At 56.0% G+C, this 23,330-nt stretch carries 23 protein-coding genes; 13 read left to right on the plus strand and 10 right to left on the minus strand.

The window, feature by feature from the left end:
* Positions 1 to 21 precede the first annotated feature (21 nt).
* The 4 genes from moaA to ACTJJ1_RS19045 all read right to left on the minus strand — a co-directional run bounded on the left by moaA (position 22) and on the right by ACTJJ1_RS19045 (position 3,764).
* Positions 22 to 1,008, minus strand: a complete 987-nt coding sequence (moaA, locus tag ACTJJ1_RS19030) for a GTP 3',8-cyclase MoaA (RefSeq protein WP_440834865.1) — start codon at positions 1,006 to 1,008, stop codon at positions 22 to 24.
* Positions 1,009 to 1,167: 159 nt separating this feature from the next.
* A complete protein-coding gene (locus ACTJJ1_RS19035; protein ID WP_006327183.1) occupies positions 1,168 to 1,314 on the minus strand; it encodes a DUF2474 domain-containing protein in 147 nt (48 codons plus the stop codon).
* Between the two features lie 28 nt (positions 1,315 to 1,342).
* A complete protein-coding gene (gene cydB, locus ACTJJ1_RS19040) occupies positions 1,343 to 2,353 on the minus strand; it encodes a cytochrome d ubiquinol oxidase subunit II (RefSeq protein WP_062789548.1) in 1,011 nt (336 codons plus the stop codon).
* Position 2,354: 1 nt separating this feature from the next.
* A complete protein-coding gene (locus ACTJJ1_RS19045; RefSeq protein WP_013814067.1) occupies positions 2,355 to 3,764 on the minus strand; it encodes a cytochrome ubiquinol oxidase subunit I in 1,410 nt (469 codons plus the stop codon).
* A 616-nt stretch (positions 3,765 to 4,380) separates the two neighbouring features.
* Here ACTJJ1_RS19045 and ACTJJ1_RS19050 point away from each other — a divergent pair.
* From ACTJJ1_RS19050 to ACTJJ1_RS19060, 3 genes are all read left to right on the plus strand, one after another.
* On the plus strand, positions 4,381 to 5,346 hold the full coding sequence (locus tag ACTJJ1_RS19050; protein ID WP_202290629.1) for a Dyp-type peroxidase: 966 nt from the start codon (positions 4,381 to 4,383) through the stop codon (positions 5,344 to 5,346).
* A 256-nt stretch (positions 5,347 to 5,602) separates the two neighbouring features.
* Complete coding sequence (locus tag ACTJJ1_RS19055; RefSeq protein ID WP_440834869.1) at positions 5,603 to 8,377, plus strand: AAA family ATPase; 2,775 nt, start codon at positions 5,603 to 5,605, stop codon at positions 8,375 to 8,377.
* A gap of 266 nt (positions 8,378 to 8,643) precedes the next feature.
* Positions 8,644 to 10,932 (plus strand): FdhF/YdeP family oxidoreductase, encoded by a 2,289-nt coding sequence (locus tag ACTJJ1_RS19060; protein ID WP_004951861.1) that lies wholly within the window; start codon positions 8,644 to 8,646, stop codon positions 10,930 to 10,932.
* Between the two features lie 63 nt (positions 10,933 to 10,995).
* On the opposite strand, the gene ACTJJ1_RS19065 is transcribed toward ACTJJ1_RS19060, so the two are convergent.
* Complete coding sequence (locus ACTJJ1_RS19065) at positions 10,996 to 11,613, minus strand: LysE family translocator (protein WP_208904320.1); 618 nt, start codon at positions 11,611 to 11,613, stop codon at positions 10,996 to 10,998.
* Between the two features lie 208 nt (positions 11,614 to 11,821).
* Between ACTJJ1_RS19065 and ACTJJ1_RS19070 the strand changes: the two genes are divergently transcribed.
* On the plus strand, positions 11,822 to 12,277 hold the full coding sequence (locus ACTJJ1_RS19070; RefSeq protein WP_004951866.1) for an Lrp/AsnC family transcriptional regulator: 456 nt from the start codon (positions 11,822 to 11,824) through the stop codon (positions 12,275 to 12,277).
* Between the two features lie 29 nt (positions 12,278 to 12,306).
* Positions 12,307 to 12,513: a DUF2767 family protein gene (locus tag ACTJJ1_RS19075; protein ID WP_004951869.1), complete on the plus strand. Its 207-nt coding sequence runs from the start codon at positions 12,307 to 12,309 to the stop codon at positions 12,511 to 12,513.
* Positions 12,514 to 12,608: 95 nt separating this feature from the next.
* Here ACTJJ1_RS19075 and ACTJJ1_RS19080 read toward each other — a convergent pair whose 3' ends face one another.
* Positions 12,609 to 13,817, minus strand: a complete 1,209-nt coding sequence (locus tag ACTJJ1_RS19080; protein ID WP_440834872.1) for an NAD(P)/FAD-dependent oxidoreductase — start codon at positions 13,815 to 13,817, stop codon at positions 12,609 to 12,611.
* A gap of 163 nt (positions 13,818 to 13,980) precedes the next feature.
* The gene (locus ACTJJ1_RS19085; RefSeq protein ID WP_004951873.1) at positions 13,981 to 14,520 is read right to left on the minus strand and encodes an RrF2 family transcriptional regulator; all 540 of its coding nucleotides are present in this window, start codon (positions 14,518 to 14,520) and stop codon (positions 13,981 to 13,983) included.
* Positions 14,521 to 14,685: 165 nt separating this feature from the next.
* On the opposite strand from ACTJJ1_RS19085, the gene ACTJJ1_RS19090 reads away from it, so the two are divergent.
* The 3 genes from ACTJJ1_RS19090 to arsC are packed head-to-tail and all read left to right on the plus strand — an operon-like array spanning position 14,686 to position 16,747.
* A complete protein-coding gene (locus ACTJJ1_RS19090) occupies positions 14,686 to 14,874 on the plus strand; it encodes a hypothetical protein (protein ID WP_006327204.1) in 189 nt (62 codons plus the stop codon).
* A 29-nt stretch (positions 14,875 to 14,903) separates the two neighbouring features.
* Positions 14,904 to 16,373, plus strand: a complete 1,470-nt coding sequence (locus ACTJJ1_RS19095) for a beta-barrel assembly-enhancing protease (protein ID WP_004951876.1) — start codon at positions 14,904 to 14,906, stop codon at positions 16,371 to 16,373.
* A 20-nt stretch (positions 16,374 to 16,393) separates the two neighbouring features.
* Positions 16,394 to 16,747 carry an arsenate reductase (glutaredoxin) gene (arsC, locus tag ACTJJ1_RS19100; RefSeq protein ID WP_440834875.1) on the plus strand — a complete coding sequence of 118 codons (354 nt, stop codon included), beginning with the start codon at positions 16,394 to 16,396 and terminating at the stop codon, positions 16,745 to 16,747.
* A 40-nt stretch (positions 16,748 to 16,787) separates the two neighbouring features.
* Here the strand turns inward: arsC and hda are convergent, their stop codons facing one another.
* Positions 16,788 to 17,489, minus strand: coding sequence for a DnaA inactivator Hda (hda, locus tag ACTJJ1_RS19105; protein WP_013814077.1), 702 nt, complete (start codon positions 17,487 to 17,489; stop codon positions 16,788 to 16,790).
* Positions 17,490 to 17,718: 229 nt separating this feature from the next.
* Here hda and ACTJJ1_RS19110 point away from each other — a divergent pair, with 229 nt between their 5' ends.
* Positions 17,719 to 18,234: a cell envelope integrity/translocation protein TolA gene (locus tag ACTJJ1_RS19110; RefSeq protein WP_004951886.1), complete on the plus strand. Its 516-nt coding sequence runs from the start codon at positions 17,719 to 17,721 to the stop codon at positions 18,232 to 18,234.
* A 38-nt stretch (positions 18,235 to 18,272) separates the two neighbouring features.
* Positions 18,273 to 18,521 (plus strand): GlsB/YeaQ/YmgE family stress response membrane protein, encoded by a 249-nt coding sequence (locus ACTJJ1_RS19115; protein WP_004951888.1) that lies wholly within the window; start codon positions 18,273 to 18,275, stop codon positions 18,519 to 18,521.
* 49 nt (positions 18,522 to 18,570) lie between these two features.
* Here the strand turns inward: ACTJJ1_RS19115 and uraA are convergent, their stop codons facing one another.
* Both uraA and upp read right to left on the minus strand, forming a co-directional pair.
* A complete protein-coding gene (gene uraA, locus ACTJJ1_RS19120) occupies positions 18,571 to 19,860 on the minus strand; it encodes a uracil permease (protein WP_004951890.1) in 1,290 nt (429 codons plus the stop codon).
* A gap of 184 nt (positions 19,861 to 20,044) precedes the next feature.
* The gene (upp, locus tag ACTJJ1_RS19125; RefSeq protein ID WP_006327216.1) at positions 20,045 to 20,671 is read right to left on the minus strand and encodes a uracil phosphoribosyltransferase; all 627 of its coding nucleotides are present in this window, start codon (positions 20,669 to 20,671) and stop codon (positions 20,045 to 20,047) included.
* A gap of 255 nt (positions 20,672 to 20,926) precedes the next feature.
* Here upp and purM point away from each other — a divergent pair, with 255 nt between their 5' ends.
* The 3 genes from purM to speG all read left to right on the plus strand — a co-directional run bounded on the left by purM (position 20,927) and on the right by speG (position 23,268).
* Positions 20,927 to 21,964 carry a phosphoribosylformylglycinamidine cyclo-ligase gene (gene purM, locus ACTJJ1_RS19130; RefSeq protein WP_006316901.1) on the plus strand — a complete coding sequence of 346 codons (1,038 nt, stop codon included), beginning with the start codon at positions 20,927 to 20,929 and terminating at the stop codon, positions 21,962 to 21,964.
* Positions 21,964 to 22,602 (plus strand): phosphoribosylglycinamide formyltransferase, encoded by a 639-nt coding sequence (gene purN, locus ACTJJ1_RS19135; protein ID WP_440834878.1) that lies wholly within the window; start codon positions 21,964 to 21,966, stop codon positions 22,600 to 22,602. Before purM ends, purN begins: the two co-directional genes overlap by 1 nt.
* A 114-nt stretch (positions 22,603 to 22,716) precedes the next feature.
* Complete coding sequence (gene speG / locus ACTJJ1_RS19140; protein WP_004951898.1) at positions 22,717 to 23,268, plus strand: spermidine N1-acetyltransferase; 552 nt, start codon at positions 22,717 to 22,719, stop codon at positions 23,266 to 23,268.
* Positions 23,269 to 23,330: the final 62 nt, after the last annotated feature.

Genomic DNA, 23,330 nt, shown 5'->3' on the forward strand with positions numbered 1-23,330 from the left:
ATGGTCTTTCTCCAGTAAAATTTACCCCCCGATAAACGACAGGTTTTGCGTGATGCCGGTATTCCCTTGATGCAGGAAATGCGTTTGCTTTTTCTGCAATAAACTGTGCGCAATACGCTCCTGCAACTCTTGCTGGCTGCTGTCGGCCTGCAACAGGTCACGCAAGCCAATGCCGCCGTCACCAAACAGGCACAGGTGCAACTTCCCCGTTGCGGAAACCCGCAGCCGGTTACAACTGGCGCAGAAGTTTTTTTCGTACGGCATTATCAGGCCGATTTCCCCCTGGTAATCCGGGTGGAAAAATACCTGAGCCGGGCCTGCGCTGCGCTCTTGTTCCCGGCGCTGCCACCCCATGGCGACCAGGCGTTCGCGGATCACCTCTCCCGAAATATGATGTTGGCGAAACAGGTCTCGCCCTTCCCCCGTTTCCATCAGTTCGATAAAACGCAGTTGAATCGGGCGATGCTTAATCCAGTCAAGAAACGTCTGCAGGCTATGATGATTGATCCCGCGCATCAAAACGGCATTGACCTTGACCTTGTCAAACCCCGCCGCAAAGGCGGCGTCAATGCCGTCCATGACCTGCCTGAACTTGTTCTGGCCGGTTATGGCGTGAAACTGGTTGGCGTCCAGGCTATCCACGCTGACGTTAATGGACGTCAGCCCAGCGGCCCGCCAACGCGCCACATCACGCGCCATGCGGTAACCATTGGTGGTCATGGCAATATTGCTGATTTCCGGGTTTTGTCTGACGGTTTCAATGATCTCGACAAAATCTCTGCGCAGTGAGGGTTCGCCACCGGTCAGACGGATCTTTTCCGTGCCGCAGGCGGCAAAAGCCCGCGTAACCCGCCGAATTTCATCCAACGTCAGAAAGCTTTTGTTGTTGCCCCCGGTGGGACGATACCCGTCAGGCAAACAGTAGCTGCAACGGAAGTTACACACATCCGTAATGGAGAGCCGCAAATAATAGAACTTACGTTCCCAGGGATCGGTAAATGTCGACATCTGCAATACCTTCCAAATGAGCGGTAACAAGAAATCATCAGGCACTTATGACTTAAGTGTCAGAGCGGAAAATAATGGCGTTGCTGTTGATTGCCCCGAGGCTGACCGAAAAGCAAAGCCAGGCTATCTGTTAACCCCATAGCCTGGCTGCTTGTTTTTTCAGTGAGACTTCATGCCGGCTGCGACCATCAGCAGTTTAAATACCGATGCCACTACGCCGAGGGCCAGCACGCTGGCGGCCCAAATGGCCATCATCCACATCAAGCGCCGCCAAAAGGCCGGGTGGCTGTCTGTTACAGGTTTCATGATATTCGTCTCCTGGCAACGTTATCGATCAATGGTAACCTTCGTCCGGTTTGATTTTTCCGCGGAACACGTAATAGCTCCAGCAGGTGTAAGCCAGGATGACCGGGATAATCAGCAACCCGCCGACCAGCATAAAGCCCTGGCTTTGAGGCGGTGATGCCGCCTGCCAGATGGAGATCGACGGTGGGATGATATTCGGCCAAATACTGATCCCCAGGCCACTGAAACCAAGGAACATCAAGCCCAGGGTCATCAGGAACGGACCATAGCTGGCCCGGCGGTTATACGCCGCCCGCACGATGCCCCAGGCAAAGGCCAGAACCAACAGCGGCACCGGCAGGAACAAGAAAATATTCGGCGCGGTGAACCAGCGCGCGGCAATATCTCGGTGCGCTAACGGCGTCCAGATGCTGATGATGGCAATGGCGGCCAGCAGCACCAGCGTCAAGGGGATCGCCAGCTCGGACATCTTGCGGTGCAAGGCCCCTTCCGTTTTCATAATCAGCCAGGTGCAGCCCAATAACGCATAGGCGACCACCAGGCCGAGGCCGCAGAACAGCGGGAACGGTGCCAGCCAGCTCAGTGCCGAACCGCTGTAGACGCGGCCGGTGACCTCGAAGCCATTCAATATTGCCCCGACGGCAACCCCCTGGCTGAAGGTCGCCAGGATCGAACCGACAATAAACGCCTTGTCCCAAAACGGACGATGCTCCGGCGTGGCCTTGAAGCGGAATTCAAACGCCACGCCGCGAAAGATCAGGCCAATCAGCATCGCGGTCAGCGGAATGGACAACGCATCGGTGATAACGGCATAGGCCAGCGGGAAAGCGCCATACAGCGCCGCGCCGCCCAACACCAGCCAGGTTTCGTTGCCGTCCCAGACCGGCGCCACGGTATTGACCATCATGTCGCGTTCGGTGGCGTCCTTATTGAACGGAAACAGGATACCAATCCCGAGATCGAAACCATCCATCACGATGTACATCAGGGTGGCGAATACAATGATGGTGAACCAAATAATTGAAAGATCGATGCCCATGTTAGTTTCTCCCTTCCGGCTTGTTCAAAGGATCCTGAACCGCAGACAGCGGACGAGCCGGCGTGCCGTCGACAACGGCGCCATGCGTATCGTCGCTCCCCGGGCCTTTCTTGATCAGACGCATCAGGTACATATAGCCAACGCCGAACACCGAGCAATACACCGCGATAAAGGCCAGCAGACTGAAGGTCATATGCATATCACCGTGCGCGGAAACGGCGTCGCGGGTCCGTTGCACCCCGTAGACCACCCAGGGTTGACGACCGATTTCAGTGGTGAACCACCCGGCCAACAACGCAATCAGGCCTGAAGGCCCCATTAACAACGCGAACCACAAAAAAGGACGCGACTGATACAAACGGCCTCTCCAACGCAGCCATGCGCTGACGACGCCAAGCAGAATCATCAGCATGCCCAAACCGGCCATCACGCGGAACGACCAAAAGATGATGGTGGAATTCGGGCGATCTTCCTTAGGGAAGCTTTTCAACGCAGGTACTTGCTTGTCGAGACTGTGCGTCAGGATCAGGCTGCCCAGATAAGGAATTTCCAGCTTGTAACGGGTTTTTTCCTGTTCCATATCCGGCACGCCGAACAGCACCAGCGGCGTGGCTTCACCCGGCTTGTTCTCCCAATGGCCTTCAATGGCGGCAATTTTCGCCGGTTGATACTCCAGGGTATTCAAGCCGTGAGCATCGCCGATAACCGCTTGAATCGGGGCGACAAACAGCGCCATCCAGAGCGCCATGGAGAACATTTTGCGCACCGCCGGCGAATCATTGCCCCGCAGCAGGTGCCAAGCAGCCGATGCCCCGACGAAGAAGGCGCTGGCCAGGAAAGCGGCGGTAGACATGTGCAATAAACGGTAAGGGAATGACGGGTTAAAGATAATTTTCAGCCAGTCGACCGGCACCACAATGCCGTTTTCGATCGCATAGCCTTGCGGCGTGTGCATCCAGCTGTTCGAAGCCAGGATCCAAAAGGTCGAGATGAGCGTCCCCAGCGCGACCATGCAGGTCGCAAAGAAATGCAGCCCGCGCCCTACCCGGTTCCAGCCAAACAGCATAACCCCGAGGAAACCGGCTTCCAGGAAGAAAGCGGTAAGCACTTCATAGGTCAATAACGGCCCGGTAATGCTGCCGGCGAACTGCGAAAAACCGCTCCAGTTGGTGCCAAACTGGTAAGCCATTACCAGACCTGACACCACCCCCATACCAAAATTGACCGCAAATATCTTCGACCAAAAATGATAAAGCTCACGGTAGGTGTCATTACGCGTTTTCAGCCACAAACCTTCCAGCACCGCCAGAAAACTCGCGAGCCCGATGGTAATAGCCGGAAAAATAATATGAAAGGAGACAGTAAAGGCAAACTGTATCCTCGCTAAATGGAAGGCATCTAATCCCAACATTGTTCACCCCTGTGTATCACCATTTTGATAAGTTTATAAACCATGAGTTATATTGCTATTCCAGGTCACTGCACGATATCCATTAAAAAGCTGGCCACCACTTTTACATGAGCCACGCAAAAAATGAGGAAAACCTCATACCGTAATTTTTTAATGCCGGTAATTATTTAACTTCCTGGCCGTACTTTTTAACCAAACAGGCCTGCGGGTGCCCCAAGGGTTGGATTATGGGCACGAACATGGTTAGAACCGGGCTAATTAATTAGCCTCGACGCGCCTCAGCGACGCAGATGATTTTATTTTAAATTTTAACGGCATGTCTTCCGAACTTACCGCCCTTTTTTCTCAGCTAATTTTCCCTTGGTTTTTCTCAGTTTCCCTCGCCTTGTGAATTAATTTTACCTGCCAATAACATTTCGTCAAATTGGTTAATTTTATTGCGCAATAGATACAATCTATCACGCACCTTGTTAAGTTTTGATATGCTATTTGGAAAGGTTGTTTCAACATTGACAATGCAAAGTAAAAAAGGTAGCTCTATATTTAATGCGTTTTACATCAGTTATTGTTGCTTTTTAAATATCATATTTAACCTTTACTGGATGGTAGACGACTTATGAGCACGTATTATGATGATTCACAGGCAGTTTTTAGCCCTGTTACGCGCAGTGCCATCTTCATTGTCGCGACAATAACAAACACGCCGGAACACCACGCCACCGTACGTAACTGGTGTGCCGACGTGGCGGCGGTAGTGCGCTCGGTAGCGAAAAGATCGCCGGATGGGCGGCTGTCATGCGTCTGCGGATTCGGTTCCACCGCCTGGAATACGCTTTTCGGCCTTCCGCGCCCGGCGCAATTGCATCCTTTTCGTGAAATAGGATCCGGCGGCCGTGTCGCCGTCGCTACGCCCGGTGACATTCTCTTACATATTCGTGCCGAAGAAATGGATCTGTGCTTTGAGCTGGCGACCCAGTTGCTGAATAAACTCGGCGATGCCGTCACCGTCGTGGATGAAGTTCAGGGTTTCCGTTATTTCGATCAACGCGCCATGATCGGCTTTGTCGACGGTACCGAAAACCCTGAGGGCCACGGAGCCATCGACTTCACCGTAGTGGGTGAGGAAGACCGTGCCTTTGCCGGCGGCAGTTACGCCTTGGTGCAGAAGTATCTGCATGATATGAAAGGTTGGAATGCACTGACCGTTGAACAGCAAGAGGGCATTATCGGCCGCCATAAACAATCCAACATTGAGCTGGATGCCGACGTAAAACCTTCCTCATCCCACAGCTCCCTCACCACGCTGGAAGATGAGAACGGCAACGAAGTAAAGATCCTGCGCGATAACATGCCGTTCGGCAGACCCGGTATGGGCGAGTTCGGCACCTACTTTATCGGCTATGCCCGCTCCCCGGCGCCGATCGAACAAATGCTTGAAAATATGATTATTGGCCTTCCACCGGGTAATTATGATCGTTTACTGGATTTCAGCCATGCCGTTACCGGCGGATTATTCTTTATTCCATCGCTGACATTATTAGAAGCCTTGTCGACGCGCAGTGTGCCGCCCAATAGTCATTGACGTCACGGCCGGCCCCCATTATTAAAATGTCATAAAAGAGTAACGCATCCAGCATTTTACTGAAAATGCTGAATGCATTTCATTTTGCAAACCGGCATTGTGAAAACGATGCCTTAACTCACCACCAATAAGGAGTCGGCATCAAATTCGTTAACGCCATTATTTAATCCGACAAGATTAAATAAATAACAGACATTTCCAAAACGCCTGTTTTATTGAAGTTAAATCGCTTTAACTTGATAGGAGTTAATTCACCATGCCTATTTTATGTGATATTTGTCATGCCCGCCCGGCATCGGGCCGTGTGACAGTAATGCAAAATGGTCAGAGGAAATCCATTGCAATCTGTGATTACGATTACCGGCAATTGACGCGCCACCAAAATATTCTCAATCCTTTCGACTCCCTGTTGGGTGGCGGCGGTGCCTTATCGCGTTTCTTTAATGAGTTAACGGAAGACGAAGCGGCGGAAGAAGCGTCCGGGTTTTCTGCGGAAGTCCCGCGCGAATCCGTCGATGCCACCGACGCCTTCAGCAAACAAACGCTTGAGCTGCTGCAACGCGCGGCAGAAAAAGCGTATGAACTGCACCGCAGTGAACTTGATACCGAGCACCTGCTGTATGTGTTGGCGGATACCGATGTCTGTTCCGCCCTGCTGACGGAACTCAAATTGTCGCCGCAGGACATCAAGGCCTACATTGACCAGCATGCTTACAAGGGGGCCGCCGAAACCGGCGCCACTCTGGAAGACATGACGGTCTCCCCACGGCTGAAAAAAGCCTTCATGTACGCTTTTCAGGTCTCCCGCGATTTGGGCCATTCCTACGTTGGCCCGGAGCATTTGCTGATCGGGCTCAGTGAAGTGCCGGACAGCATTGCCGGTACCCTGTTGAAAAAATACGGCGTCACCCCAGCCGCTCTGCGACAGAAAGTGGTGAAGCTTGTGGGGAAAGGTGCGGAAGACGGCCGCATCGACACCCCGACGGGCACGCCAACGCTGGATAAGTTTGGCCGCGATCTGACTGAAATGGCGCGCCAGGGCAAGCTGGATCCGGTGCTCGGCCGCGCGCAGGAGATTGAAAGTACCATTGAGGTGCTTGCCCGCCGCAAGAAAAACAACCCGGTGCTGATCGGCGAACCTGGCGTGGGCAAAACCGCCATAGTGGAAGGGCTGGCGCAGCGCATTGTCAAAGGTGACGTGCCTGAAGTGCTGCGGGGCAAACGCCTGGTCGAAGTGAATATCAACTCCATGGTGGCGGGCGCAAAATACCGCGGCGAATTTGAAGAACGCGCCAAACAGTTGATTGATGAGGTCAGCGAGAAAAATGCCGAACTGATTTTGTTTATCGACGAACTCCATACCATTGTCGGTGCCGGTCAGGGCGGCGGCGAAGGCGGCCTGGACATTGCCAACGTGCTGAAACCGGCGCTGGCGCGCGGTGAACTGAGCCTGATTGGCGCCACAACCCTCAATGAATACCAAAAGCATATCGAGAAAGATGCCGCGCTCGAACGCCGATTCCAGCCGGTTTTAGTACCGGAACCGACCGTCGACCAGACCATCGTCATTTTGCGTGGCCTGCGCGACAAGCTGGAAGCGCACCATCAGGTGACCTTTGTTGATGAAGCGTTCGTCGCTGCGGCCGAACTGTCCGATCGCTATATCACGTCACGCTTCTTGCCGGACAAGGCCATCGATCTGATTGACCAGGCGGCGGCCCGCGTCCGCATTTCCGCCACCTCCCGGCCGGCTGATATTCAGGAGTTGGAAGCGGAAATCGCCCACCTGAAACGCGAGCAAGACTCGGCGTCTTCCCGTAAAAAGTTTGACGACGTTAAAAGCTTCGAGACGCAAATTAGTGACAAACGTGCGCGTCTTGATGAGTTAACGGAAGCCTGGCAGCGCAAAACGGGGTCAGAGACGCTGGAAGTCACCCTGTCTTCCGTCGCTGAAGTGGTGTCGCGCCTGACCGGCATCCCGGTGACCGAGTTAACCCAGGAAGAGCGGAAAAAACTGCTCAATATGGAAGACAAACTGCGTGAACGCGTGGTCGGGCAAGATGACGCGGTCGAGGCCGTCAGCGACGCCGTACGCCTGTCGCGCGCCGGGCTGAGCCAGGCACACCGCCCTATCGCCACCTTCTTGTTCCTCGGCCCTACCGGCGTCGGCAAAACCGAGCTGGCCAAGGCCATCGCCGAAACGGTGTTCGGTGACGAACAGGCCATTATCCGTATCGACATGTCGGAATACATGGAGCGCCATGCCGTAGCCCGCCTGATCGGTGCCCCTCCGGGGTACGTGGGTTATGACGAGGGCGGCCAGTTGACCGAGCGTGTAAGACGCCGCCCTTACAGTGTAATTTTGCTCGACGAGATCGAGAAAGCGCACCCGGACGTCTACAACGTGCTGCTGCAGGTATTCGATGATGGCCGCCTGACGGACGGTAAAGGGCGCGTGGTCGATTTCAGCAACACCACCATCATTGCTACCAGCAACCTCGGTTCTGCGGTGATCATGAATAACGCCTCGCTGCCGGAGGCGGAACGCAAGTCAGACAAGGCGATTCACGATGAATTGATGCAAGTGCTCAAGGGACACTTCCGCCCTGAGTTCCTGAACCGCATCGATGAAGTCATCGTGTTCAACTCCCTGTCTCAGGAAAACATTCGTTTAATCGTGAATATCCAGCTTGAGCATTTAACGCGCACGGCGGCGGCTCAGAATATCACCCTCAATATTGCCGATTCGCTGGTGGAACACCTGGTGGACGTGGGCTATCAGCCTGACTTCGGCGCCCGTGAATTGAAACGCAGGATCCGCCAGGAAGTGGAAACCCGATTGGCGAAGGAAATTCTTGGCGACAACCTGAAGTCGGGCGACAGCGTCGAGATTGGCTATGATCAAACAACTGACAAGGTCGTGTTTAACAAACCTATCCCCACGAGCAAGGAGAATCCAGCCCCACCGGCAACACCAGAACCGCCTGTTACTCAGGCTGGGCCGCAAACGCCCGCGGAGCCGCAGGCATAAGTGAAAAAGCCGTCTTGCGGCGGCGAAATATTGGGCGTGAAGTTACCGGACGTCTTTTTCACGCCCGGTGACTCACCCGCAAAAGATTTATTGCCGCCTGAGCACCCGCTCCGTCTGGCCACCGGCGCAGACAGAGAAATGGCAAAGCGCACGTAGCCATTATCAGGCCGCAATAATAGTTGTCGGTTATCCCGCCTCTCGAGGGGAACACCGAATAGACCTGGTCTCAATAAGATATCGCCCACTCAGGGGCGGTAGGAGTTCATATGATGAAGAAGAAACGCGCCGTTCCCGGAATAAGGCCCTATGATGGGCCGGCAGGTGGCTGGGGTGCCTTGAAAGCGACGGCTATCGCCGTGAAAACGCAAATGGAAACCTTCGAAGCGCCGGCCACGCTGATGCGGACCAACCAACCGGATGGCTTCGACTGCCCCGGATGCGCCTGGCCTGACAAAGAGCACCACTCGACCTTCCAGTTCTGCGAAAACGGCGCCAAGGCGGTCACCTGGGAAGCCACCAGCAAGCGGGTAACGCCGGAGTTTTTGGCGGCCAACACCGTGACTTCCCTGCTGGAAAAAACGGATTTTGAGCTGGAGGGCTACGGCCGTCTGACGCACCCGCTGGTTTACGACAGCGCCAGCGATACGCTGCGCCCGGTCGAATGGGAGGATGCCTTCAAGCGCATCGGCGAAGTCTTGCGCGGCATGCAGTCGCCGGATCAGGTTGAGTTCTACACCTCTGGCCGCGCTTCCAATGAAGCCGCCTACCTGTTCCAACTGTTTGCCCGTGAATTCGGAACCAACAACTTCCCGGATTGCTCCAACATGTGTCACGAACCGACCAGCGTTGGCCTGCCGCAATCCATAGGTATCGGTAAAGGCACGGTGTCATTGGATGACTTCGACAATACCGAACTGGTGATTTCCATTGGCCATAACCCGGGCACCAATCACCCGCGCATGATGGGAACCCTGCACGAACTGGCGCGGCGCCAGATACCGATTATCGTCTTCAACCCGCTGCGTGAACGCGCGCTCGAGCGCTTTGCCGATCCGCAAAACGTTATCGAGATGGCGACCTACAGCTCCACCAATATCGCTTCAACCTACTATCAGGTTAAAGCCGGCGGCGACGCCGCCGCATTGAAAGGGATCGCCAAGGCGCTGTTGGAATATGACGCCGCTCAGGGCGCGGGCAGCAACGTTATCGATCGTGATTTCATTGCCGAACACACCCAGGGTTTCGAACAATTCGCCACGGATTTGGCCGCCACCCCGTGGAAAGACATTGAAGCGGAGAGCGGTCTGACTCAGGAAAATCTGGAGCAGGTAGCGCTGGCCTATGCGAAATCCAAAGCCACGATCATTACTTACGGCATGGGCATTACCCAGCACAACAAAGGAACGGCAAACGTACGTTTGATTGCCGATCTGCTGTTAATGCGCGGCAACATCGGCAAGCCCGGTGCAGGGATTTGCCCGCTGCGCGGCCATTCCAACGTTCAGGGCAACCGCACCGTCGGCATCACTGAAAAGCCTTCGCCAGAGTTCCTGGCCAATCTGGAAAACGTGTTCGGCTTTGTCGCCCCGAAAGAGCACGGGCATGATGCGGTAAAAGGCATGCAATCCATGGTGGAAGGCACCTCCAAAGCGCTGATCTGCCTTGGCGGTAACTTCGCCGTGGCCTTGCCGGACCCGGATCTGTGCTTCCCGGCGATGAAATCGCTGGATTTAAGCGTCCATCTCGGCACCAAGCTGAACCGCTCACACCTGCTGGTAGCCAAGGAAACCTACATCCTGCCTTGCTTGGGGCGTACCGAACTGGATATGCAGGACAGCGGTCGCCAGTCGATCACGGTGGAGGATTCCATGTCGATGGTGCACGCCTCTTCCGGCAAACTGAAACCGGCATCCCCGTTCCTGCTTTCAGAGCCGGCGATCGTCGCCGGTATGGCCAAGGCAACCCTGCAAGACAGTAAGGTGCCCTGGATGGAACTGGTGGCCGATTACAGCATCATTCGCGATCTGATTGAAAAAACCATTCCCGGTTTCGATAAATACAATGAGCGTATCGCACAACCCGGTGGGTTCCGCATGCCGCTGCCGCCAACCGAGCGCATATGGCCGACGCCAACCGGCAAAGCCATGTTCTCGGTGTTCAGCGGCGTAGAAGAAGACGCCGAGGTTCAGGGCGACGACGTGCTGCGGCTAATCACCCTGCGCAGCCATGACCAGTACAACACCACTATTTACGCAATGGATGACCGTTATAGAGGCGTATTTGGCCGTCGCGATGTTCTGTTCATGCACGACATCGATCTCGAGAAGCGGGGCCTGGAACATGGTGATCTGGTGGATATCGAAACCGTGGTGGCCGGGCGCAAACTGCGGCTGGAAAATATCACGGTGATCTCCTACAACATCGCTCCAGGCTCCGTCGGGGCCTATTATCCTGAAGCGAACGTGCTGGTTCCGCTGGATTATATCGACAAGGAAAGCGGCACCCCGTCTTATAAATCGGTGCCGGTTCGCGTAACTCACGCCACGGCCAGCTAACGGCTTAATAGACCCGCCGTTAACGAGTCTGCATCGAAGGGGGGAAGTCACATTCCCCCCTTTTTATTTGAAGGCCTGCCCGGCGAGCAAACCGATGGCAATAAACAACATGGCAGCGCCGGAAATGCGGCTGACGATACGGGCGGCTTGCGGACGTGTCTGCAACAGGGACTGCGACCCCCATCCCACCAGCAGATAAACCAGCCCGCAACTCACCAGATGCAACAGGCCCAACGCGAGGATCTGCATCGGAATCGACCAGGCGGCATTGGCATCGGTGAACTGCGGCAACAGCGCCAAAAACAACAGAAAAACCTTGGGGTTCAGGCCGCTGATGCATATCCCTTTACCGGCCCAACGCAGCCAGGAGCCGGACGGCTGCCCTTCACCCGCGTTGGGCGCGGAGGGATAAAGCAGCATGTTAAAACCGATCCACAACAGATAAGCCGCGCCAATCAGGGTCAGCGCCGTGAGGGCCAGCGGATTGCCCGCCACCAGCGCACCCACGCCGGCCGCCACGATCGCTATCGCCATCAGATGCCCCAACAGCAAGCCCGCCACCGCAGGCACCACCACCCGTCCGCGTATGCCTGCCGATATGATGTACGCCCAGTCCAGCCCCGGCGTAATGACAAACAGCATGGATACCGCCCAGAAGGCGGCGAAAATAGCCGGCGTCATATGCGCGACGCCTTTTGCGGCCACCGAAGCGCGGTGCGTTGGCTTATCCGTTTTATCATTTCACTCTCCTCCACAGGACACGGCTTTCCGGCTCCAAAAGCCAGGAATGTCTAAAATTGTTCAATTATTGAAAAGAATATCCCCAAGTTGTTAGAATGTGGTTTCAATTATTTGCGTATAAATTGCAGATTGAGGGAAATTATTCCAAATGGATAAGATCGACCGCAAAATCCTTGCTGAACTCCAGTTCGATGGGCGTCTTTCCGTTACCGAATTGGCTGACCGGATCGGGCTCAGCGTTTCCCCCTGCCATCGCCGGGTACGCGCTCTGGAGCAATCTGGGGTGATCAGGGGCTACCGCGCACATCTCGATCCCGGCTGCCTTGGCTTTAACTTTTCTGCATTGGTGTTTGTCACTATGCGGGAAGGGGATCGCCAGGCCGTTGAAGCCTTCGAGAATGCCATGCTGGACATTCCCCAGGTCATCCAGGCGCAGCGGCTGTTCGGCGACCCCGACTATCTGCTGCACGTCATCGCCCGCGATCTGCCGGCTTTTCAGCGGCTTTACGACGAACGGCTTTCCGCCCTGCCCGGCGTACAGCGCCTTACCTCCACGCTGGTCATGAAAAGCGTGGTGCAAGACCGGCCTTTTCTGCCGTTGTAGATTCAAATCAACCCCAAGAGGAAACAGTCATGAGCAGCGGTTTCGAGGATTCAAAAGCCTTATACATCGGCATCTGCACGGTGGTAGGCGATGCGTTCCTGGCATTGGCCAATGAGGAGCGTGAAACGCAAAAAGCGGACGTGATTAATGAGCTAAAAACGGCGATTACCCGCGAAGGCCGGGATATCGGCCTGGATGAAGCGCGCGAATTGGCGATCGAGTGGCTGGAGCGATAACGGTGCCGAGGATAAAAACCGGAATTGGGCCGCGTTCTTTTTTACCCTCGGGAAACCGGCAATAAAACGGGAGCGTCTCCGCTCCCATATGCCGCTCAGGGCACAATCACAAAGTCCGGATTGGCAACGGCGAAAAGCGCATCGCGGTCCGGCGCCGGTGGGTAGATCCACTGCGTATTGATCTCCTGCTTAATCTTTTTGCCCTCCTGCCGGGTGAAGCGTACCTGGCGATCCCACCCTTCGGTGTAGAGCGCCCCCCAAGGGCCGAGATCAAGACAAGTGACATATTTCGGCTGGCTGTAAGGGTGTACCGGCAGCCCCGTCAGTTCTGCCGCCGCGTTATGGCCGGCAACGCGGCCGAGGCTCATGGCGTGCTGGCAGGACATCAGGTTGTAGTTGCCGCAATCGTCGGTCGCTGCTTTCACCGTATCCCCGGTCACAAAGACGCCCGCCGCCGCAGGTGCACGCAGGAACGCATCGCCGATCACCCTCCCGCTGCCGTCGCGTTCGCCGGGGATCTGCTCGGTGAGCGGACTCGCCCGCATGCCTGCAGCCAGTATCACCGTGTTGGTCGCGATGCGTTCGCCGTTCGACAACGTAACGCTGTCCGCATCCATCGCCGTGACGCGCACCCCGGCCCGCGACTCGACGCCGCATTCGGCCAACGCCTGCTGGATCACCGCGGCGGATTCGGCGCCCATTCCGGCTCCGACCTCTGACGCGGTATCAACAATCACCACGCGAATATCCGCTTGGCTGCCCAAAATGTCGCGTAGCCGCATTGGCATCTCGGCGGCACTTTCCAACCCGGTCAGCCCGCCGCCGACCACCACCACGCTATTGCGCGCCGAGGTTTCCGCTTTATCGGTCAACGCTTTTAAATGGCTATCCAGGCGCTGCGCGTTTTCCAGCGTATCCACGTTGAAACCGTATTCTGCAAACCCCGGCACCGCAGGAACGAACAACCGGCTGCCGGTCGCCAGTACCAAGCGGTCATAACCCAGGGAGATTTTTTGCCCGTCGGCCTGTCGAACCGTCAACGATTGACTCGCGGTATCAACCTGCTCCACCAGACCCGCCAGATGATGCACGCCGACGGCGGCAAGCTGGGAGGAAATGTCCGGGTTCATGTTTTCGAGCACCGCCTCATAGAGGCGCGGTCGTATGGTGACATTTGGCGTCGGCGATACCATCGTCACCTCAATCTCCCCGGTTTTGCCGGCAAGCGCGATGGCGCGCATGGCGGAAACGGCAGCCCAAAACCCGGCAAACCCCGAACCGGCGATCACTATTTTCTGCGTCATTGGTTTACTCCTTCAAAGATAGATAACCGGGCCTTCAGGCTGCCCGTGACGTTTTCCGGACGAACGGCGCCGCTCCGCCGCCCGTCAACAGGGCGCAGAAGGGCCCCCGCCTCTTCCGGAGAGGCGGGAAAAAGAGTCTTTTCAGGGAAGTACTGCGGCGACGTTAGGGCTTGGTGCGCGCCGGTTTGCCGCTGCGGGTGGTGCGCCCGGTCATGCGTTCATCGATCCAGATATTCACCTCGCTGAAGAAGCCTTGCGGTGCCTTGCGGCCAAAACGCGTGGCAACGGCGCCCAGAGTCTGCGCCGCCAGAGCGTCGCGCATGGCTTTTTCCGCCTGCAGCATCACCGCGTGGATCGCGCATTTGCCGGAAACCGCCCAGTCGGGCGGCGAATTGTCGAATACGGCGCAACGGCCACGCACTTCCTGGCAGTCGAACAAGGGTTTGTGCCCTTCAATGGCGTCGATGATTTCCAGGAAACTGATTTCATCCGCCGGGCGCGCCAACCGGTAGCCGCCGCGCACCCCTTCGCTGGCCGCAACTATCCCCGCCTTTTCGAGCTTGGGAAAAATTTTGGCGAGGAAGCTGGGGGAAACGCCCTGCAATTCCGCCAGCTCACGGCTGCTTAGGGCGCGCTGGTTATCGCCGACCAGCCAGAGCAAACAGTGGATACCATATTCAACGCTGGTTGTGATGTACGCCATTTTTGAGTCTTCAGTATGATGTGGCCTTCAATAACACAGACTATATGAGTCTCCGTTTGTTTTGTCAATAAAACGCGGACAAACTTAATCCTCGTTTTATCGTAAAGCCTGGATCAATCGAAAAGGGAGCGGCGGGAAGAACGAGATAAAAGCGGGGGTTCAGAAATGAAAAATAAAACTTTTTTGCCCGGTTATTCCCTGACGGAAGTTTCATTGTCGCCAGCGGCTGACTATGATGTGATCTGTTTAAACGGCGCCGCAGTGCGCCGTTTTGTGAGCCACCGCACTTTCGCGCTGATTGTTTTGGCGAGCCCGGCACGGAAGAAGAACTCTTATGTGATGCTGACGTCTTAGAGATGACTATTTAAGGGAAAGGCCTGACTATGACCACCCGGTTGACCAAAACAGCGATTGCAGTACTGTTGCTCGGCGCGATCAACGCCACGGCGATGGCGCCGGCCAAGGCGGAAACCCAGGATCAACTGCCGGACATGGGCACCTCTGCGGGCGGCACCCTGAGCATCGGCCAGGAGCTGGCGATGGGGGATTTCTATGTGCGCCAGTTACGCGCCAGCGCGCCCCTGATCAACGATCCGCTGCTAACTCAATACATCAACCAGTTGGGCAACCGGCTGGTGGCGAGCGCCTATTCGGTGCGTACGCCGTTCCATTTCTATCTGGTGCGCAACGACGAAATCAACGCCTTCGCCTTTTTTGGCGGCAACGTGGTGCTGCACTCCGCCCTGTTCCGTGAAACCGACAACGAAAGCCAACTGGCCTCGGTGCTGGCGCATGAAATCTCGCACGTTACCCAGCGCCATCTGGCGCGGGCGATGGAAGATCAGCAGCGCAATGCCCCGCTGACCTGGGTAGGCGCTCTCGGCTCGATCCTGCTGGCGATGGCCAACCCGACCATGGGCATGGCGGCGCTGAGCGGCACACTGGCCGGCACCCAGCAGGGCATGATCAGCTTTACCCAATCGAATGAGCAGGAAGCCGACCGTATCGGCATTCAGGTGCTGCAACGCGCCGGGTTCGATCCGGAAGCGATGCCCAACTTCTTGCAGAAACTGTCCGACCAATCGCGCTATGCTTCCAAGCCGCCGGAAATGCTGCTGACACACCCCTTGCCCGACAGCCGCCTGTCCGATGCGCGCAACCGCGCCAACCAAATGCCCAAGCACCTGGTGCAGTCCACACAGGATTACCTGATGGCCAAGGTGCGTTCGCTGGGCATGTACAGCACCGAAGGCTACAGCCTGAATGAAGAACTGCTCGACGCCTACAGCAAAGGCAACGTACGCGAACAGGTGGCCGCCAAATACGGCCGCGCCATCCTGTTCTATGAAGCGAAAAAATACGACGACGCCCGTAACATCCTGCTGCCGCTGCTGACGCAAGATCCGAAAAACGTCTGGCTGCTCGATCTGATGACCGACATCGATCTCGGTCAGAAACGCGCGCCGCAGGCCATTGCGCGGCTACAGGCCGCCAACGCAGCACAGAGCAACAACCCGGTGCTGCAGCTCAATCTGGCCAACGCCTACGTGGAAGGCAACCAGCCGGCGCAGGCGTCAAAAATACTTAACCGCTACACCTTCGCCCACCCCGACGATCCCAACGCCTGGGATCTGCTGGCCCAGGCCAGTGCCGCACAGGGGCTGCGCGATGAAGAGCTGTCCGCCCGCGCCGAAAGCCTGGCGCTAACCGGCCGCCTCGATCAGGCGATCGGCCTGCTCAGCAACGCCAGTTCGCTGCAAAAACTCGGCAGCCTGAAACAGGCGCGTTATGATGCGCGCATCGACCAGCTGCGCCAGTTGCAAGAACGTTTCCGCCAGTACCAGCGCGGCTGATTTTCATAAGGATGAATTAAATGAAAAACGTCACTATTTACCACAACCCGCGCTGTTCCAAGAGCCGCGAGACCCTGGCGCTGCTGGAACAGCATGGCGTAACGCCTGAAGTGGTGCTGTATCTGGAAACGCCGCCGTCGGCAGACGAGCTGAAGAAACTGCTGAAGGAATTGGGTTTCAGTTCCGCACGCGAGTTGATGCGTAAAAAAGAGGATCTGTACAAAGAACTGAAGCTGGCGGATGCAACCCTGAGCGAAGCGCAATTGCTGGCGGCAATGGTGGAGCATCCGAAGCTGATCGAACGCCCTATCGTGGTCAATGGCAGCAAAGCCCGTATCGGCCGGCCGCCGGAGCAGGTGCTGGAGATTCTTTAAATTCACGCTTGAGCGCGATATTTATCGCGCTCAATATTTTCTACAGCCCCAGAATTTCTTTGACGAATGGGATAGTCAGCTTGCGCTGAGCGGTGATAGAGGCGCGATCGAGCTGATCCAGCGTCGTAAACAACGTGCGCATTTCACGATCCAACCGTTTCAACAGGAAACGGCCTACGTCTTCCGGCAGTTCAAACCCACGCAGTTTACCGCGCAGTTGCAAAGCCTGCAGTTTCTCTTCATCCGACAGCGGTTGCAGCTTGTAGATTTGCCCCCAGTCGAGGCGCGAAGCCAGGTCAGGCAGATGGAGGTTCAATTGGCGCGGCGGGCGATCGCCGGTAATAAACAGGCGCGTGCGGCCGGTTTCCAGAATGCGGTTGTAGAGATTAAAGATCGCCATTTCCCACTCTTCGTCGCCTGCGATGCATTCGATATTGTCGATGCACACCAGAGCCAACTGCTCCATGCCATCCAGCACTTCAGGCACGAAATAGGCGCGCTTATCCAACGGGACATAGCCTACCGCTTCACCGCGCTGTGAAAGCTCCGCACAGGCCGCATGCAACAGGTGACTGCGCCCACCGCCCTCGCGAGACCAGAAATAGATATAACTGCCATGTTCCTGACGAACGGCGGACTGGATCGCGCTCAATAGGGATGGGTTCTCGCCCGGATAAAAACTGGCAAAAGTTTCATCATCGGGAAGATAAAGTGGCAGTGACAGCTGTGCCGGCGTATTCAGGGAAGCACCTCAACCAAAACTGGCAGGAAAACGCGGTAAGTCTATCACAAAAAGCGGGCTCTGTTGAACCGGTAGGATTTTATGCCGCAATAGTGAGCAACGGGCCCCACTGGCGACAAGCCAACGCATTGCCATTGCGGGTGAAATTTGTATTTTATCCAAGGATTATCCTAGTATAGAAAGGCGAAATGCAGTCACCATAAACAAGGTTTCTACAAGGACATAGACAATGAAAGTATGGAATAAAGTGCTTTTGGCCTCAATCATTGGGCTGTTGGTTGCCGGCTGTGATGATTCATCCAAAGTCGACGCCAATCTTGAGAAAGCCAAAGACAGCGCAGAGCAGATGAAAGACGCCGCACAGAAAAAAGCGGACGATCTGACCGATAAAGCGGAAGCTACCGCCAAGGACATCAAAAAAGAGGCGTCCACTCAGGCTGACCAGCTTAAAGACAAGGCTTCAGCCATTAAAGAGGACGCGTCCAAGCAGGCGGAAGCGATCACCAACGATGCCAAGGCCAAAGCCGACGCCATCAAGAATGACGCCACCCAGCAAAGCCAACAGTTGGTCGAGCAGGCTAAATCCATTAAAAACGATGCCATTAGTGGCGCCAAGGATCTGACCGAAGAAGCCAAAGCGAAAACCGAAGCCATTAAAAACAGCGCTGAGAACAAAGCGGAAGAATTAAAAAATGATGCCAACGCTGTAGGGACAGAAAACACCCCGCCGGCCAAGCAGCAGTAATAGAAATCGAGTCTCAAAAGCAAAGTAAGGAGCAGTAAATGGGTATTATTTCCTGGATTATCTTCGGCCTCATCGCCGGTATTTTAGCCAAGTGGATCATGCCAGGCAAAGACGGTGGCGGTTTTATTCTGACTATCGTGTTGGGTATTGTCGGTGCCGTGGTCGGTGGCTATATCAGCACCTTCTTTGGTTATGGCAAAGTTGACGGTTTCAATTTCGGCAGCTTCGTGGTGGCGGTGATCGGCGCTATCGTGGTGCTGTTCGTTTACCGTAAAATCCGCAGTTAACGGATGACGCATTAACGAAACGGGCAGCCCTTTGGCTGCCCGTTTTTATTTATTTCCGTTGTGCCGATTCATCCGCTGCGTCGATCACCTCTTCTTCCTTGCGGTACAGGCTGATGACCTTGAACAGCAGGCTGAGGCCGATACCGACGATAGTCGCCAGCGCCATGCCCTTCAACTCCGCCGCGCCGATATGCACCTTGGCGCCGCTAACGCCGATAATCAGGATCACCGAAGTCAGGATCAGGTTCTGCGCCTTGTTGTAATCCACTTTGGATTCAATCAGCACGCGAATGCCGGACGCCCCGATCACCCCATACAGCAGCAGTGAAACGCCGCCCATCACCGGTACGGGCACCGCCTGAATGGCCGCCGCCAGCTTGCCGACGCAGGAAAGCAGAATCGCCAGAATGGCCGCGCCGCCGATCACCCAGGTACTGTAAACCTTGGTGATGGCCATCACGCCGATATTCTCGCCGTAGGTGGTGTTCGGCGTTGAGCCGAAGAAACCGGAGATGACCGTCGAGATGCCGTTGGCAAACATCGAGCGATGCAGGCCCGGATCGCGGAGCAGGTCTTTCTTCACGATATTTGCGGTCACGACCAGGTGCCCAACATGTTCGGCGATCACCACCAGCGCCGCCGGCAAAATGGTGAAGATGGCGAACCATTCAAAACGCGGGGTGTAGAAGGTCGGCAGCGCAAACCAGTGCGCCTCGCGGATTGGCGTCAAATCCACCACGCCCATAAAGAACGACAGCCCATACCCCACCAGCACGCCAATCAGGATCGGGATTATCGCCAGAAAACCGCGGAACAGCACAGAACCCAGGATGGTCACGCCCAATGTCACCAGTGATATGGTCACGGTAGTGGTATCCGCATTGGTGCCGTCGGCCGGCAGCAGGCCCGCCATGTTGGCCGCCACGCCCGCCAGCTCCAGGCCGATAACGGCAACAATCGCCCCCATCGCCGCCGGCGGGAATATCACATCCAGCCAGCCGGTACCGGCTTTTTTGACGATCAGCGCCACCAGGCAAAACAGCACGCCGCACATGATGAAACCGCCCAGCGCCACCTCATAACCCAGCGGCAACAGCAGCAGTACCGGTGAGATAAACGCAAAGCTGGAACCGAGATAGGCCGGGATCTTGCCCTTGCAGATAAACAGATACAACAGCGTGCCGACGCCGTTGAACAGCAGCACCGTCGCCGGATTGATCTTGAACAGAATGGGCACCAGCACGGTAGCGCCAAACATGGCGAAAAGATGCTGGAAGCTGAGCGGAATGGTCTGCAATAGCGGCGGGCGTTCGCTGACGCCAATGGCGCGACGGGTCATGGGGGGCCTCTGAGTCGTTATCGGTTGTATAAGCTTCGTGATATATGCTCAATGAATTTCAAGTTACAGCCAGGCAGCAAGGGGAATAAGCCTCAGGAACTTATCCATGCCCGTAGCCAGCGACGCTGTCGCTTGAAAGACGAAGAGCATAAAAAAGCCGACTCATTAAAGTCGGCTAAATTTGTTACTTGGTACCAAATATCTTGTCGCCGGCATCACCCAGGCCCGGCACGATGTACCCTTTCTCGTTCAGACATTGGTCGATGGAGGCGGTGTACAATTCGACGTCCGGATGCGCTTTCTCCAGCGCGGCGATCCCTTCCGGCGCCGCAACCAGCACCAGCACCTTGATGCTGTTGCAGCCGGCTTTCTTCAGCAGATCGATAGTGGCGATCATCGAACCGCCGGTAGCCAGCATCGGGTCAACAACCAGCGCCAAACGCTCTTCGATATTGGACACCAGCTTCTGGAAATACGGCACCGGCTCCAGGGTTTCTTCGTCACGGTAAACGCCAACCACGCTGATACGCGCGCTCGGGACGTGCTCCAGCACCCCTTCCATCATGCCCAGACCTGCACGCAGGATCGGCACAACGGTAATTTTTTTCCCTTTAATCTGGTCTATTTCAACCGGCCCACACCAGCCTTCGATGGTGACTTTTTCCGTCTCCAGATCGGCGGTCGCTTCATAGGTCAGCAAACTACCCACTTCAGAAGCCAGCTCACGGAAGCGTTTGGTGCTGATGTCATGTTCACGCATCAGACCAAGCTTGTGTTTCACCAGCGGGTGTTTCACCTCAACGATCTTCATCATTTTTCTCCTATTAAGGTGGTTGACGGCCAAAAAAATCGCGGGATTATAACTCCTTTTACCGGCCGCGCCACCCACAATAGCCCGATCGGGATCAACTAAAGTTCGAATAACAGTATAGATGACGAAAAAACGGAGCTGGTTCACAAGCCACTCGCAAACGTTTGCCTGCGCTGTTAGAATTGCCGCGCCTTATTCCGGTATCAACGCCGGATGCACCGTATTCAAACCGCAAACCGTCGTGGGGATCGCGCAGTGACCGACAAAACCTCTCTCAGCTATAAAGACGCAGGTGTCGATATCGATGCTGGCAATGCATTGGTAGACCGCATCAAAGGTGTAGTTAAACAGACCCGCCGCCCGGAAGTGATGGGTGGTCTGGGCGGTTTTGGCGCCCTGTGTGCGTTGCCGCAGAAATACCGCGAGCCGATCCTGGTTTCCGGTACCGACGGCGTAGGCACCAAGCTGCGTCTGGCGATGGACCTGAAACGCCACGACACCATCGGCATCGATCTGGTCGCAATGTGTGTGAACGACCTGGTGGTACAGGGCGCTGAGCCGCTGTTCTTCCTGGATTACTTCGCCACCGGCAAACTGGACGTGGACACCGCGGCCAGCGTCATCACCGGCATCGCCGAAGGCTGCAAGCAGTCCGGCTGTGCGCTGGTGGGTGGTGAAACCGCCGAAATGCCGGGTATGTACCACGGCGAAGATTACGATGTGGCCGGCTTTTGCGTCGGCGTGGTCGAGAAATCCGAAATCATCGACGGCAGCAAAGTGCAGTCCGGTGACGCACTGATCGCGCTGGGCGCTTCCGGCCCGCACTCCAACGGCTACTCGCTGGTGCGCAAAATCCTGGAAGTCAGCAATACCGATCCAACCACCACCGACCTGGAAGGTAAACCGCTGGCTGACCACCTGCTGGAGCCGACCAAGATTTACGTAAAATCGGTACTGGAACTGATCGAGAAAATCGACGTGCACGCCATCGCTCACCTGACCGGCGGCGGCTTCTGGGAAAATATCCCGCGCGTGCTGCCGGAAGGCATGCAGGCGGTGATCGACGAATCAAGCTGGCAGTGGCCGGCGGTATTCAGCTGGCTGCAGCAGGCAGGTAACGTCAGCCGCCACGAAATGTACCGCACCTTTAACTGTGGCGTGGGCATGGTAATCGCACTGCCGGAAGAATCCGTTGAACAAGCCATCGCATTGTTGACCGCAGCCGGTGAAAAAGCGTGGAAGATCGGTAAACTGACCGCATCTTCCGACGAACAACAAGTGGTCATCAACTGATGAAAAAGATCGTGGTGTTGGTCTCCGGCCAGGGGAGCAATCTCCAGGCACTGATTGACGCCTGCCAGCAGGGCCGGATTGCCGCCGACATTGTGGCGGTGTTCAGCAACAAGGCGCAGGCTTATGGCCTGCAACGCGCAGAAGCGGCAGGCATTGCCGCCCATGCGCTGGATGCCAAGGCCTTTGCCGACCGCATGGCGTTTGACGCGGCGCTGGCAGACGCCATCGACCGGTATCAGCCGGATCTGGTGGTGCTGGCCGGCTATATGCGCATTCTCAGCCCGCAGTTCGTGCAGCGCTATGCAGGCCGCATGCTGAATATCCACCCTTCCCTGCTGCCGAAATACCCTGGGCTGCATACTCACCGCCAGGCCATCGACAACGGTGACAGCGAACACGGCACCTCGGTGCACTTCGTGACCGAACAGCTCGACGGCGGCCCGGTGATCCTGCAAGCCAAGGTACCGATTTTCCCCGGCGACGAGGAAAACGAGGTGGTTGAACGGGTGCAAACCCAGGAACACACCATTTACCCGCTGGTGGTGAACTGGTTTGCCGAAGGCCGGCTGGCGATGCGTGATAACGCCGCCTGGCTGGACGGCGAACGCCTGCCGGAACAAGGGCACGCAGCGGACTGATCGCTGTACTCTGAACACCGTCTAAACGGCGCCTTTCACGGCGTCGTTTTTTTTCGCCGCAATCAAGCCCCTGACGTTATACTTTGCACAATTTCACGACATAGAGGAACACACATGTCCAGCACTACCAGCGTCAGGCTACGTCCATTGGAACGGGATGATCTGGCGTTCGTCCATCAGATGGACAACAACGCCAGCGTGATGCGCTATTGGTTTGAAGAACCTTACGAAGCCTTTGTCGAGCTTTCCGATCTCTACGACAAACATATCCACGATCAGAGCGAACGGCGTTTTATCATCGCCCACGAAGGCGCCAAGGTCGGGCTGGTGGAACTGGTGGAGATCGACCACATCCACCGCCGCGCAGAATTCCAGATCATCATAGATCCGGCCCATCAGGGCAAAGGCTACGCCAGTACCGCCGCCAAACTGGCGATGGATTACGGCTTCTCGGTGCTGAACCTGTACAAGCTGTATCTGATCGTCGACAAAGAAAACCCGAAGGCGATCCACATCTACAGCAAGCTGGGCTTCGAAGTGGAAGGCGAACTGATTGACGAATTCTTCGTTAACGGCGAATACCGCACCGTGCTGCGCATGTGCATCTTCCAGCCGCAGTATCTGGCGAAGTTCAAAACGCCTGGCGATAAGCCGCTGGTTAAATAGGGAAATATAATGCCGGTCGCCGCTGATTAGGCAACCGGCATAATTATTTATACCCTTCGCCA

The sequence above is a fragment of the Serratia sp. 22264 genome (assembly GCF_052045345.1).
Lineage (GTDB): Bacteria > Pseudomonadota > Gammaproteobacteria > Enterobacterales > Enterobacteriaceae > Serratia > Serratia plymuthica.